The following is a 14,098-nucleotide window of genomic DNA, read 5'->3' on the forward strand; positions in this document are numbered from 1 at the left end:
TCAGTAATCATTTATCTGCAATTTATCATGTGAAAAAGATTAGTGAATCAAACTATTTTGATCTTTCCCTTATTCTTCTATAGAATACATAATACAATAGGTATGGAGTAATGTAACTATTGAGACACTCCATACCTACCAATCTATTTATCTACTTCCTTTTCTCTGTTACGAATATACTCTAATAATATAGAATGAGCAGGGTGTGACATCGTTCCATGGTCAAACCCCTGTAGTTCATAAAGATATGCAGCTGGATGACCTATAATCTTAAGCATACGCCACATATAAGCATTTTCTTCATAACGTCCCAGCATCTCCCGTTCACGGTCACCACATATCAGCAAGATAGGGGGACAATCTTTACGTACATAGTATAACGGAGCATGCTCATCAATTAAAGGCTGATAATCAGAAATTCCCCTATCACGTCTATTCTGGAAATGAGTAATAGCTTGTCCGCTAAAAGGAATAAGAGCAGCAAAGCTATCAGCATCTACTCCATATTTAGCCAACCGACTTTTATCCAGTCCAATCATACTGACTAAATAACCTCCCGCAGAATGTCCTGCTAAATATATTTTCGAAGGATTTCCTCCATAACGGGCTATATTCTTTACTACCCATGCAGTGGCTGCAGCTGCATCATCTACCGCATCATCAGTTGTTACATCAGCATTAATTGCCTTAGGATCTTTATTCCCGGCACATAAGCGATAACTCACACCCACAACAGCAATTCCTTGCTCACGCAATTCACGTGGAATTTCACGGTCTCCGCCGGTCAATCCTCCACCATGAAACCAAACAACGGTGGGAAAATCCTTCTTATCAGTCGGATAATATACATCAAGCAAACATTTTTGCTTCATATATGCATTTTGCTTCCCTTCACGGTAAGAAATAGCTTTTTCCCATTGATAACCTTGTGCATAAAGAGTAATGGAACATGCTAATAATACAAGTATGCAATAAAATCTAGTTTTCATAAGAATTGTTTTATTTGTTATTACAATTGTACTTCTATTCCTTCAACTAAATTACCACTAGCTTGATATATGCCTTTATCTGTAATAATCTTCACAATAGCCATATCATTGTTTTCTGTGATATACTTACCTTTCTTTTGGGTTATTTTAACTTGCACTTTATTATCAGCAGTACGAATAGCGGTAAAATGCTGAAAGCTATAATTGCCATCTTTAAACGACCAATTATCCCCTTCATCCCAATAAAGAGTACCATGGGCTTCACCTTTTTCATCCAAGCAAACTAATAAAGTCAATGGATCAAGCGATTTTTCATTCGTATTCTGTATAATTTTTCCTGTCGGAATAATAGCGCCACCACGAATTTTTAATTTAGCCTGATATGAATCCTTATCATCACCTGGAATCAAAGACAGGTTTCTCCAAATACCTTTAGGTAAAGCTGGATTCTGAGCCCATTCTGGGACAACCAGTAAATTTTCTCCAATAAGAAATGCCTGTTCTTCTGCACGAAGTAAAGTATCCTTAGGATCTGCAAAAAAAACAGGACGCATAATAGGCATTCCAGTTTCTGAGGCCTCATGAAGCAACGTATAATAATAAGGCAACAAAACATAACGACGTTCTAACGCCATACGTGATACATCCTCTACTTTTTGTCCGAATGCCCAAGGCTCTTTATTAATAGTACCAGCACAAGCATGCCCTCGAGAAAAAGGATAAAAAGCTCCTAAAGCCATCCAACGACCAAACAAGTTTGCATCAGGATTAAACAAGAAACCACCAACATCTGCCCCACTAAATGGCTGACCAGATAATCCTAAAGTAAGAATCATGGGAACAGACATAGTCATATGACTTTCCCAGGAAGCATTATCTCCCGTCCAAGTAGCAGCAAATCGTTGTCCACCCAAAAAATTTGAACGCGTTAAAATAAAAGGACGATTTTGCGGACGCGCTTTCATAATCCCCTCCCGAGATGCCTTAACCATAAGATAACCGTACACATTATGATATTTCAAATGAGGTCCAGCCGGAATCTTGTCACCTCCTAAATGTTTGTTATCTTCAGGCATAGTTCCTGTAGGAGTATTACTTATCTGAGGTTCATTCACATCATTCCAAACTCCATCAACTCCCTTATCCAAAAAGTCCTTATATAAATCAGCCCACCAACGCACTGTTTTAGGCTGAGTAAAATCAGGAAAAGCACATGCACCTGGCCAAGCATCTCCATGGAATTCCTTTCCTTGTGCTGTTTTAACCCATACATCATTTGCTGTTCCCGACTTATAGACAAAATAAGTAGAATCAACTTTAGCCCCCGGGTCTATCATCCATGCTGAATGAAATCCACGTATATGAAGATCTCTATTCAAAGCCGCTGGATCTGGAAATGTCTGAGGATTAAATGTAAAAATACGATAACCATCCATATAATCAATATCCATCCATATCACATCACAAGGAATACGCTTAATACGGAAAGTATCTGCAACCTCAATTACACGACTGGCTGGTGTATAAGAGAATCGGCACTGCTGATATCCTAAAGCCCACCGTGGAACCATAGGCATAGTACCGATAAGTTCGGCCAAGCCTTTTATAACCGCCTGCGGAGACTCTCTGTCTATTACAAATATACGAAATAGTTCACCTTCTGTTTCGAAATTAATACGTTCATCGGTAGTTGTCAGTTTCGCTTTATAAGGTGTATCAAATAAAATTCCAAAAGAAGTTCCATCCGGACGAACTCCCATTACCCAAGGATGTGACTGATACAAGCGTTTTCCATTATCAACACTATATGCACCTGAATCTGTATTCCACAATTTGATACTTTGTCCGTTTCGCAACAACGGCCCTGTAACCTCACCGCCACCATAAAGACTAGTACCTTGAGGTACGTCCAAATAGGCACTAGCATGTCCTTTTTTCTTTTCCATTATAGGATAAAGCTGCCAATTTGAAGGTAACATACCTTTTTCCTGAGGCTCTGCTTTTAAGGCAAAAGAAGGCATTTGACTCAGATTGAAACCTTTTGGAACAAATTTAGCAATACCATCACCGACTATTACTTCCTTTTCCATTTTCACGTTATGGGCAGATAACCATCCCGTAAAACATAACATTCCTAAAACTCCAACTATCTTTAAATTTACCATATTACTATTGCTTACATCATTATGAATACTCATTTAAATGATAAATTAAATATCATGATTTCATCTAATTATAGGTATTCGTATAACAAACATTTAGGCAATATGAACTATACTGCCTAAACATTCCACTTTAAAGAAAATCATAAAGGTTGTAGGACACACATCGCTTCCATCAACATACATCCTGTTAAATGAGGAGTTAGCCCTACTTTTTCATTATCTGCAGGAGCCTTTCTCCAACGTCCTCCATATAACATGGTGTTGGGATTAATTCCTTGAGTAGCCATTACAGTGGCACAGCGAGTGATATACTCATGAAACTTCTTTCTATCTGAATAATCTACAGAGTGATCATTGATCAGCTTAACAAAATAACGGAAAAAGATTCCATGAAACAATCCTCCATCGCCACTTACAGCATCAGGCAACAAACCTTCATTTTGTGATAATTGTTCTACAACAAAATTGGCAGCCTTTACTGCGTCATCTAAATACTGCTTATCACCTGTTATTTTATAAAGCTCATGGGCAGCTCCTAAAAAGGTTCCAATGTTATAAGTAAATATCCAGTTTCTCTGAATTTCACCCTTTCCATTAATATTATCATAAACAGCTCCTGTTTTACGATCAAATAAGTAGTTTTTCTCCCAAATATAAATTTTGATAGCTTCATTTAAGTAGGCATTTTTAATCTTGCCATCGCTAAATTGAGCCTGATCGTAAAAAGAGTAAAGACGAGCAGCAATTAATGCAGCCGGTCCATTAGAGCAAGCATTCTTTGATTTTGCGACATCCGTCTTCCAAGTAATTCCACCAAACCAGGGAGCTTCATCTTCCGGTCCCCATGTAGACCAAATCCAATCATCATATACTTGTCTCGCTTTCTCTATATATTTTTTCTCCCCTGTACTTTCAAACATTCTTATTTGTGCTAATACGATCCATTCCATATCATCAACAAAAACATTCCACCAAGGATCTTTGGGATTCATTTTTCCTGCAAAATTATATTTGGGCATACCTTCCCACCACAAAGGAAAAAGTTCTTTATAATACGATTTACCAGTACGCATATACGCGTCCACCAGAACATCCATTGCATGTGCCTGTGGCCAATAGTTATTTGTTGACATATCAGAAAAATCGCTACCATAATTAAAATAATAGCGTTTTTCGTAGCCCTCAAAACTAGCTCCCCAAAAATGTTTGATAAGTGCTTCTGAAGTACCATTAGCCATTTTATTCCAATAAGTTATATCTTTCTGAGCAAATACTCCAAAGACACAACATAACATAAACAGAATCGTTAAAGTTTTTTTCATAACTAGCTTCCTTATAAATTTTAATCAACTGTAATGACAAGTTTCTTTCCCTTTTGCAACTGTCCGTGAGATACAAAATATCCATCAACGACCTCATTATCATAAGTTATCTGACGGATTTTTCTTCCATGTCCTTGCTTCACAATAGTAAAAGGTTTATCCTTTAAATAAAACGTAACCTTATCAAATAATGGAACTGTAACGATATATTCTGGATCTGCAGGAGAGTATGTATAAAGCCCAATGGCATTAAATACATACCATGACGACATTTCACCAGCATCATCCATACCAGCATATGCCAATTTATCCTTACCCATATCATAATAGTGCCCCATCAGAGAATCAAGTACCGCTTGTGATTTTTCCTGCTTCCCGATAAAATAATAAGTGTAAGGAATACTATGTCCTGGCTGATTTCCATGACAATAGTTTCCAATAAATCCAGTCATATTATCAACTTCATACCCATGCCAAGGCTCTGTAAAAAGAGAATCCAATTTATTCTCAACGGCCTTATTATTAGGATAGAGCTTAATCATTCCTTCAGGATCATGGGGAGCAAAGAAAAGCGCATTCCAGGCATTCGCTTCACGGTACATGTACTGATAATAAGGATAATATGGATCAAAATCTGCAATCCAACTTCCATCTTCAATTTTACCACGCCAGAAACCTGTACCCGGATCGAAAAGAGTTTTATAATTATTAGCACGTTTCATCAACACATCATAATTCTCCTTATCACCTAATTCTTTAGCAACCAAAGCTACAGCATAATCATCATAAGCATACTCTACAGTCTTTGTTACAGCACCTTTATATTCATCTTGCGTAGGAACATTTACCGTATCTTTTTCTGCAATCCATCCACGTTTTATATATTCATCCAAATAAGGTCGTCCTCCTTTACCTGGAACCGTAGCATTTTTCAAAATCAGGTTATATGCCCTTTGTAAATCAAAGTCACGTAATCCACGTAACCAGCTTCCCGCAATAAAAGTAGAGGCATGATCTCCATGAAAAAATGTTGGCATATATCCGTTACTCTTTTCTCCTTTATCGATAATTGACTTAATGACATCAATTGTCACCTCAGGTGATAACATTCCCAACAAAGTCAACTTATTACGATAGTCATCCCAAAATGATGGATTAGTATAATAATGAAATCCATTATTTACCACATTCCCTTTAATATCAGTATATTCAAAATTTACATCACTTCGTAAAGCCGGCCATTTAAAAGCATGATACAAGCAAGAATAAAATAAGCTTTTTTCACGTTCCGTTCCCCCTGACACTTGTATTTTAGACAAAAGCTTTTCCCAAACTTCATCTGCTTCACAAGCAACTTGCGCGAAGTCTTTATGAAGCATTTCATGCTCAAAATTCATTTTTGCATTCTCAACACTAACAAATGAAAATCCGATTTTCATTTCCAATGGTTTGCTATCTTTGCTATTGACAAAATTGACCAAAGCGACTTCATGATGCCCGTCTTTCTTCATTACGACGTCATCGATTACATAATTGGTCGTCGCATAAAAAAAGATTTTACCTTCTCCAGCCTGATATCCTGTAAAAACCTTATCCCCTGATTTTTCGATATGCCATTCTGTAACAGTGTTATTTGAACGACGAATATCCACTAATACAGACTTTGCATCTTCTTTACGAAAAGTATACTTATGATAAGCACAACGCAACGTACTTGTAAGTTCAACATTTACATTGTATCTATCCAAATAAACCTGATAATACCCGGGACGTGCAGTCTCTTTCTGATGGCTAAAATGTGAACAGTAATTACTTGGACTAATTTCTCCAACAACAGGCATCATTGGAACGTGCAATAAGTTCCAATGTCCTTTATTAGTATGAGAAAATCCATAAATAACACTATCTTCATACTGATAACCAGCACCACTCCGATATTGAGTTACAGGACTCAACTGCACCATTGCATTAGGTAGCGTTGCTCCAGGAAATGTTTCTGCTCCCCAAGTTCTCGTTGCTTTCTTACGTACATAGCCCAAATCTTCCTTTTCCCATAATGTAGCACTTCCCAATAAAGGATTAACATACTCTGTCAGTTTATTCTGACTCTCACAGCTTGTAAAAAGAATGAGAGATATGATTGATATTAAAAGTTCATTTTTCATTTTATTTTCTATTTTTTCATACCTATTGAAGATTGTACATCTAAATATTCTATTAACCACCTAATGCCAATGCAATGTAAGTGAATACATTCAATTATATTATCAACCCCACTGAAAACTCCTTCTGCCATACTTTATCAACATGACAGTTTTCAAAATCACCATTAATTATAAAACTTTATCAATGGCTTCTTTTATTAATGTTTCCATAACTATATATCCTTCGGCAGTAGGGTGAACACCATCTTTTGTATATTTAGGATTAAGAGCTCCATTTTCTCCATAAACCATTTTTCCGTAATAATCTACATAAGGTATCTTATGTTGATAGGCATATTTTTTGATTCGTGCATTAAGAGAAGCTATTTTCTTTTGCGCATCTTTAATCGCTGGATTCCAGCCAAAAGCAGCAGCCGGCAACGTCGAAGTTAGTATAACCTTTATTTTATGCGCCTCAGCCAGTTCTACCATAGATATTATATTTCCAAAAGTATACTCTTCATTATAAGCACATGTGTTCTCTGCAACATCATTAGTACCCGCATTAATAACGACCAATGACGGAGATAGCTTTATAACATCTTCACGAAAACGCAACAAGAACTGATATGAGGTCTGCCCACTAATACCACGTCCCACATATCCATTATCTGTAAAGAAAGCAGGGTGGGTATTCACCCAACCCTCTGTTATAGAATTCCCCATAAAAACAACTTTTACAGTTTTGTGAGAAATAGTTATATCTTTATTCTCTTGAGCATAACGATTTAAGCCACCAAAATCTCGACCCTGTGCATTTATATGCGTACACGTTAAACTAAAGGAAACAATTCCTATACCCAAATATTTTACCAATAGTTTTGTTCTCATAACACTTTATTATATAAAATTTACTCTACAACAGCTGCCCATCCCCCATTACGTACCAATTTAATATTTAATTTATCAGAAGAATTAACCTGATGTTCTTTTTTGCGATAATCCATTGCTTGTCTATCAGCATTAATACCATCCTCAAATGAAGTCATACGGTAAGTTCTAGCTTTATCCAAAAAGTCAAAAGATAAAGTAAATCTACGTGAAGCTTCCTTTCCGTTACAGATTGCACCAATAAACCATTTATCACCCTTTCGTCTGGCTAGTACTACATATTCACCAATCTTAGCATCTAATATTTTCGTTTCATCCCATGTAACAGGTACTTTTGTTATAAAATCTGTACAATCAGGATTGCGATAGTATAGAGTTGGATTATCAGCCAGCATTTGAACCCCACTTTCGAATACGACATAAAGAGCAAGTTGATAAGCACGAGTTCCGATACTAGCTGCATTCGGGCGGTCTGCTCTATAGACTTCAGGTTGCATACTGATCATGGCTCCAGGTGTATAATCCATTGGACCTACAGCATTTCGCATGAAAGGTAAGTACAAACTATTATCTGGATAACATCCCCCCATTTGTTCCATTCCGCGAACACCTTCATAAGACAAAATATTAGGATAACGATACTCCAATCCTGCTGGTTTGAATGAACCATGGAAATCAATCAACAAATGATATTTTGCGGCTTCTTTTGCTACCCGTTCATAATAATTGACCATCCACTGATCACTACGATCCATAAAATCAATCTTAATACCTGCTACTCCCCAATCAGAAAAAGTTTTAAACACATCAAAATGGTTCTCAACAGTAAGCCAAGTAAGCCACAACAAGACTCCAACTCCTTTTTCTTTTCCATAACGGATTATTTCATGTACATTAACTTGAGGATTAGGAGTATAAGGATCACGTGTACTCAAAGCCCATCCTTCATCCATCAATATATAAGGGATATGATACTTAGCTGCGAAATCAATAAAGTATTTATAGGTATCCATATTAAAACCGGATACAAAATTTACATCAGGACCATAAGGAGTAGCTCCATTCCACCATTCCCAACTTACTTGTCCTGGTTTTACCCAACTATAATCTTCCAATTCACAAGGAGAAGACAAGTTATAAACCATTTCATTACTCAAAATATCTTTATCATCGGAAGAAATCATAAAGAAACGCCACGGAAAAGTTCGCTTTCCTTCTGTCTTAGCGATGTAATTAGCTTCTTTAAGAATCTTTACGCTACGATCTCCGTCATCTCCAAACTCCAAAGGGCATTTCGGAAAAACAGCAGTCAATCCATTCTTATCTGTCCCCTTCACAAACATACAAGGATAATCATCTAAATCAGCCTCCGAAATCAATATATTATATCCCTGCGGACTCTCTAATAAAACCGGGAAATAACTCATTTCATCCGACGACTTATAATCCATTGTATTCAAATGAGAATATGGATTTTCATATGAAGTCTTAAATCCTGAAGTCTTAGACAAATGAGCCCAATAATTAGTCGGGAAATGGATAGTAAATTCTTCGTCTAATACCTCAAGCTCATTTTTTCTATCAGTTACAAAACGATAAGCAATTCCATTATCATAAGCTCTAAACTCAACAGAATAATTGCCCTTCATATTCATACGAAGAGTATTACAATAATTCCGGACTAATGCATTTTTTAATGGGATAGGACGCAGTACTTCTTTGTCAATCTTTCCCCTCTTTATATTTTGAAGACTTGGTTTTGCCCCTAAAACATCATCTGATAAAGTCATAGACAATGTACAATCTTTAAGAATTGTATCATTTTGAGAAATCACAGAATAATATATTTTCTCTTTCAAATCGACTACAACCTTAAGTTTTCCATCAGGAGATTGGACATCAAGAGATCTTCCCTGTACATTAGAACAACAGCAAAATATTCCCAAAAATCCGAACAATAACATTCCTTTTCTCATAGCATTCTTATCATCCAAATAAAGTTATCAATAAACAAAATTTCTGTACACTACTCCTAAACGCTTCATTAATTAGATATACTTCCTTGTTTCCATTGGTTTATAAGATATTGAGCTATAACCCAATGACATTACTATCTCAATTTATATTAACATAATCTCTTTCCTGATTTTACCTATCATTTCCCATTAAAAACATTATCCCAACCTTTTCGCCGTTTACTTATATACCCGAATCCCCAATCAACAAAAAAATTCAAGAAACAAATATCCTTTGTCTGATTTTAAAAAGTATGATATAACGTTTACAAAAAGAGAAAGATACATCGCCCAAATCAATGTTCTTAAAATGTCTAAGACTAATAAATATAAGATTTTGAATGGAACTATCTTTCAACTTTATAGCCGTTATATTTATTACAATCAGAGCTTTAGCAAAATCTAAGATTATTACTTATGTTAGAGGTAAACTAAAAAATTTACACGATGAAATAAAGTGTTTTTCAATTATTGATTTTAATTGTTTCTCAAATCCTTTTCGAAACTTTTTTCTATTTCATGATAATAATCCATAGAAACAGAAAAAAGTTTCAAAAAAGATTTTCAATCAGATCTTAAGACTTCTGTATTTTTACATTTTTAAGACCAAGTGTTCCTAGTTATTTACCCCACAAGGATCTCGCTTCTATAAGTGCACATCCACTAGTCTGTGCACCAAGCTGAGTGCTACCAGAAGCAGGTGTAGTCCAGTTAGTACTAAATAAAATATCTAACTTATTTACACCCTTACGCCATAAAACTTCTGCATTATTATTAAAGAATGTCTCAAATTTTTTACGATAAAGCTCATCTAAATCCGGCTCCATGATTAATTTGACGAAATAACGCATAAAAATACCTTTGAAAAAGCCACCATCACCAGAACCTTCATCACGTAGCACATTATTACCACTATCAATCATACCAGCATCACTAATACAGAAGTAAGCAGCTTTACGTGCATCCTTTAAATAATTTGCTTCACCTGTAACCTTATATAATTCGTGTGCTGCACCCAAGAAAGTACCCTGATTGTAACTCAATGAGAAACTACCAATTTCACCTGTTTCGCCATTTAAATTATCATAAACAGCTCCAGTAGCCTTGTTAAACAGATTCTCACGCAGCCATGCATAAATTTTGATTCCCCAATTTTTATATACTTCATCTTGAGTTACTGAATAAAGACGCATTGCTAATAAAGCAGCAGGGCCATTTGAACAAGCATTTTTACTCCAACGCTGATCAGATTTCCATGCGATACCGCCACCGCCATACTCTTCATTCCAACCACCTTCAATATATCCCCATAACTCTTTAGCCGTATTCAGGTACTTTTCATCTTGAGTGGTTTCATACAAACGTACCATCGTAAGAGCTATCCATTCCATATCATCATAAAAATTATTCCAATATGAATTGCCATTCTTTACTTTAATACCTTCATACCATGGAGTAAAAAGATCGGAGTATTTAGTATTTCCACTACGCAAGTAAGCATCGATAATTACATCCATTGCCTGTGCCTGTGGCCAATACTGGAAACCAGTGCCATTTCCATCGTTTTCATAATTAAAATACCCTTCTTCATTCCAAAAACGTTCCGGCAAAGTAGAGCTGGCACTATCTGCTGCCGCACTCCAGTCTATAGCATAACCAGTATCATATACATATTCATCTTCAATCTTACTACAGGAAGCTAAAAGCATTCCTGTAATAAAAAAGAATAATAACTTATATTTCATAGTTCTATCACTTAACAAGTTCTACATGATGTGTATAATTATCTCCAGAGAAAATAACAGAAATACGAGTAACAGCTCCCGGATTAGCTCCATCAGCAGCTCCATCGAATTCATTATTCAGTTTCCATTTCTGATCCCATTGGTTATTAGGAGTGTCAGCTATATAGAAATAAGGATCATCAGCTGTAGCTTCTCCTGGAGCACTATCTGTTGTATTCTTAGTTCCCCACATTTGTGTTGTACCATCAGCATATGTCATCAAGAACTTATAACGTTGGTCTCTACCCCAGCTTTCCTGTTTAAATTCAATCAGATCTTCTCCTTCAAATACACCATTACCTTTATAAGGAAGCTCAAAAGTAACCTCATTGCTAGGACAGAAGAAGAATCCCATACTCTGGATTTCAGTCATCTTGACAGAAGCCGTTGTAAAGTCTAATACAATACGGTAAACACCACCTTTATTTACAGTAGTTTCACCCTGACCTTCAATGATAACACCACTTTCATTGATATAATAAGACTTGGCATCAGCAGAGTTATTATCAACCAGTCGATAAGACTTACCCTCCTCCAATTTAGTGAACACTTCAAACACACCTAATTCATTAGGCATCGAACAAGGAACTGCTTGTGCAATATCTGTTCCTCCTTCTGTAGCTTCACCTGTCAAATAAACCTGATTAGGTAATTCAGTAAATCCTTTCAAACAAGTAATGGTCAAAGTTCTTGCTTCAGTAGCCATCGCTGAATTTAAACCTCTGGAAGCAACAACTGTCCATTTTACAGTTCCGGTTTCTCCACCATTAATACCAGCTGCTTTACCAATCTTATCCAACACTTTATGAGTTATTGTTGCATAATTACGAACCCCGTTATTATCAGCAACAACACGATAAATCGGATTTGTAAAATTACCATCTTCTTTATCAAAAACAACCTCATACAAAGGCGAGCCACTATCTTCAGCTTTTGCTGCAGCCCATTCAAAGAAAAGTGAAGCTGTAGACGAAGCAACCAGTGTTACACTCTGACCATCTGTCGGTTCATACAACTGAGTTACAGGACTAACTTGTACATCCTTATATTCCATATCTTTAGTACATGATGTAGAAAACAATACAGTCATGCACATTGCAAATACATAAAAAAATCTTAGTTTCATCATTATAAGTATTTAAATATTTAAAGTTAATCAGTTTGCATATCCAGGATTATTAGGAGCCAAATTATGATTCAAGTCAATCTGGCTTTGAGGCACAGCCCATAAATAATCTCTTTGTTCATTAAAGTTATAAGAGTCTACACGAATTGTACCAACTCCATCAAAAGTAGCACCTTCAACATTGCCTGTCAAATATTCTGAACCTGCTTTCCAGCGCTTAATATCAAACCATCTTAATCCTTCCATAGCCAGTTCACAACGGCGTTCGTTACGAATCAGTTTTCGCATATCATCTGAAGACAGAGAAGGATATTCCAATGCACCTGAATCAGTAAATCCAGCTCTTTCTCTGATACGTTTGATAGTCATATTCCAAATGTCTTCAGTAAATTCACCTTTTTCGAATTTAGCTTCAGCATACATTAACAGCACATCGGCATAACGCATTGTAATGATATTCAAGCCAGAATTCAAATCACCGGCATCTTGTGGACTATAATATTTACGTACATAGTAACCTGTAGCGGTATTATTACTACCATAAACGTATTTATCAACAGTTGTCGAAGTATTGGGATCAATATGTATAACAGTACCCTGGCTTCCATCATTTACATTACCGCTCCAATCATATCCATCATATATAATAGTAGCAGTCATACGAGGATCTCTATTGGCATATGGATAATCTTTATTGTAATTACTTCCCTGTTCATCGATTCTCTTTCCATTCAGCATGATATAACTATCAACCAACGACTGTTGAGGAACACGATTTATAGCTCTACCTCCAACACTCAATGGAGCCATATCTACCATATCTCCCCAAGTCAAGAGTTTCTTTACATATGAACGGTCCATTATTACTTCCTGATTATACTCATTTTCTTCCTCAAACAATCCTCTGTAAGAAGGGTACAAGTCATAGGTACCATATTCACCTTGATTGTTGATAAGATTATCTGTATAGGTAATTACTTTATCCCAGTTTCCTTCCATCAAGTATACACGTGCCTGCAACATGCTTACTGCACCTTTCGTAATTTTACCCTGTTCGTCTGCCGATAAAGCAGTATTAATTGGCAGATCATCTTTAATATCTTCCAATTCATCATGGATAAACTGAAGAACAGTAGCAGCAGATGTACGACTTATTGAATTTGCTTCATCCAGTGTTATGTCTTTTGTAAAGAATGGTACATCACCATAGAAATTTACAAGACGGAAATAAATAGCAGCACGGATAAAACGAATCTCAGCTATCATACGAGCCTTTGCAGCAGGATTCATATTAGGAACCAAATCTACCTTTTCCAAAAATACATGGCAAGTTTTAATTCCACCATACAAATTTTTCCACTCACTATCAAAAACACCTATAGAAGGTGTTGCCTGCCCTTTACGGATAGCACGTTGATCAGTTACAGTACGGCCGTCAATTACATTATCGCTCAAACTTTCATCCGACCACATTTTCCCTGCATCATACATCTGGCTATAGGCCATGTTCACCACATTCTGTGCCTTTGCCTCCGATGTCCAATAACTATTATCAGTAAATTTATTTGTAGGTACATTTTCCATGTCATTGCAAGCAGCCAATAACATCATTGCACTTACAACATACAACATATATGTTTTTAATTTCATAAAGTCACATTA

At 36.2% G+C, this 14,098-nt stretch carries 9 protein-coding genes; all 9 read right to left on the minus strand.

Features of this window, described 5'->3' with window-relative positions:
* Positions 1 to 143: 143 nt before the first annotated feature.
* Positions 144 to 989 carry an alpha/beta hydrolase gene (locus ACDG22_RS01420; protein ID WP_007568382.1) on the minus strand — a complete coding sequence of 282 codons (846 nt, stop codon included), beginning with the start codon at positions 987 to 989 and terminating at the stop codon, positions 144 to 146.
* A gap of 20 nt (positions 990 to 1,009) precedes the next feature.
* On the minus strand, positions 1,010 to 3,121 hold the full coding sequence (locus ACDG22_RS01425; protein WP_270212420.1) for a TIM-barrel domain-containing protein: 2,112 nt from the start codon (positions 3,119 to 3,121) through the stop codon (positions 1,010 to 1,012).
* Positions 3,122 to 3,294: 173 nt separating this feature from the next.
* Positions 3,295 to 4,476 (minus strand): glycoside hydrolase family 76 protein, encoded by a 1,182-nt coding sequence (locus tag ACDG22_RS01430; protein WP_370858755.1) that lies wholly within the window; start codon positions 4,474 to 4,476, stop codon positions 3,295 to 3,297.
* A gap of 20 nt (positions 4,477 to 4,496) precedes the next feature.
* A complete protein-coding gene (locus ACDG22_RS01435) occupies positions 4,497 to 6,641 on the minus strand; it encodes a GH92 family glycosyl hydrolase (RefSeq protein ID WP_022125057.1) in 2,145 nt (714 codons plus the stop codon).
* Between the two features lie 168 nt (positions 6,642 to 6,809).
* Entirely contained in the window at positions 6,810 to 7,511 is a 702-nt protein-coding gene (locus tag ACDG22_RS01440; RefSeq protein WP_270230134.1) for an SGNH/GDSL hydrolase family protein, read from the minus strand.
* Between the two features lie 20 nt (positions 7,512 to 7,531).
* A complete protein-coding gene (locus ACDG22_RS01445) occupies positions 7,532 to 9,487 on the minus strand; it encodes a glycoside hydrolase family 97 protein (protein ID WP_270230135.1) in 1,956 nt (651 codons plus the stop codon).
* A 659-nt stretch (positions 9,488 to 10,146) separates the two neighbouring features.
* Positions 10,147 to 11,271 carry a glycoside hydrolase family 76 protein gene (locus tag ACDG22_RS01450; RefSeq protein ID WP_007567526.1) on the minus strand — a complete coding sequence of 375 codons (1,125 nt, stop codon included), beginning with the start codon at positions 11,269 to 11,271 and terminating at the stop codon, positions 10,147 to 10,149.
* 7 nt (positions 11,272 to 11,278) lie between these two features.
* The gene (locus ACDG22_RS01455) at positions 11,279 to 12,439 is read right to left on the minus strand and encodes a SusE domain-containing protein (protein WP_270672828.1); all 1,161 of its coding nucleotides are present in this window, start codon (positions 12,437 to 12,439) and stop codon (positions 11,279 to 11,281) included.
* A gap of 27 nt (positions 12,440 to 12,466) precedes the next feature.
* On the minus strand, positions 12,467 to 14,086 hold the full coding sequence (locus ACDG22_RS01460; RefSeq protein WP_118483282.1) for a RagB/SusD family nutrient uptake outer membrane protein: 1,620 nt from the start codon (positions 14,084 to 14,086) through the stop codon (positions 12,467 to 12,469).
* Positions 14,087 to 14,098: the final 12 nt, after the last annotated feature.

Origin of the sequence: Phocaeicola coprocola (assembly GCF_041333015.1) — a bacterium.
In the GTDB taxonomy this organism is placed as follows: Bacteria; Bacteroidota; Bacteroidia; order Bacteroidales; family Bacteroidaceae; genus Phocaeicola; species Phocaeicola coprocola.

What these genes read in the sequence shown, in the direction of transcription:
- ACDG22_RS01420 (WP_007568382.1), bottom strand. Translation starts at nt 989, where the DNA reads ATGAAAACTAGATTTTATTGCATACTTGTATTATTAGCATGTTCCATT.
- ACDG22_RS01425 (WP_270212420.1), bottom strand. Translation starts at nt 3,121, where the DNA reads ATGTTATGTTTTACGGGATGGTTATCTGCCCATAACGTGAAAATGGAA.
- ACDG22_RS01430 (WP_370858755.1), bottom strand. Translation starts at nt 4,476, where the DNA reads ATGAAAAAAACTTTAACGATTCTGTTTATGTTATGTTGTGTCTTTGGA.
- ACDG22_RS01435 (WP_022125057.1), bottom strand. Translation starts at nt 6,641, where the DNA reads ATGAAAAATGAACTTTTAATATCAATCATATCTCTCATTCTTTTTACA.
- ACDG22_RS01440 (WP_270230134.1), bottom strand. Translation starts at nt 7,511, where the DNA reads ATGAGAACAAAACTATTGGTAAAATATTTGGGTATAGGAATTGTTTCC.
- ACDG22_RS01445 (WP_270230135.1), bottom strand. Translation starts at nt 9,487, where the DNA reads ATGAGAAAAGGAATGTTATTGTTCGGATTTTTGGGAATATTTTGCTGT.
- ACDG22_RS01450 (WP_007567526.1), bottom strand. Translation starts at nt 11,271, where the DNA reads ATGAAATATAAGTTATTATTCTTTTTTATTACAGGAATGCTTTTAGCT.
- ACDG22_RS01455 (WP_270672828.1), bottom strand. Translation starts at nt 12,439, where the DNA reads ATGATGAAACTAAGATTTTTTTATGTATTTGCAATGTGCATGACTGTA.
- ACDG22_RS01460 (WP_118483282.1), bottom strand. Translation starts at nt 14,086, where the DNA reads ATGAAATTAAAAACATATATGTTGTATGTTGTAAGTGCAATGATGTTA.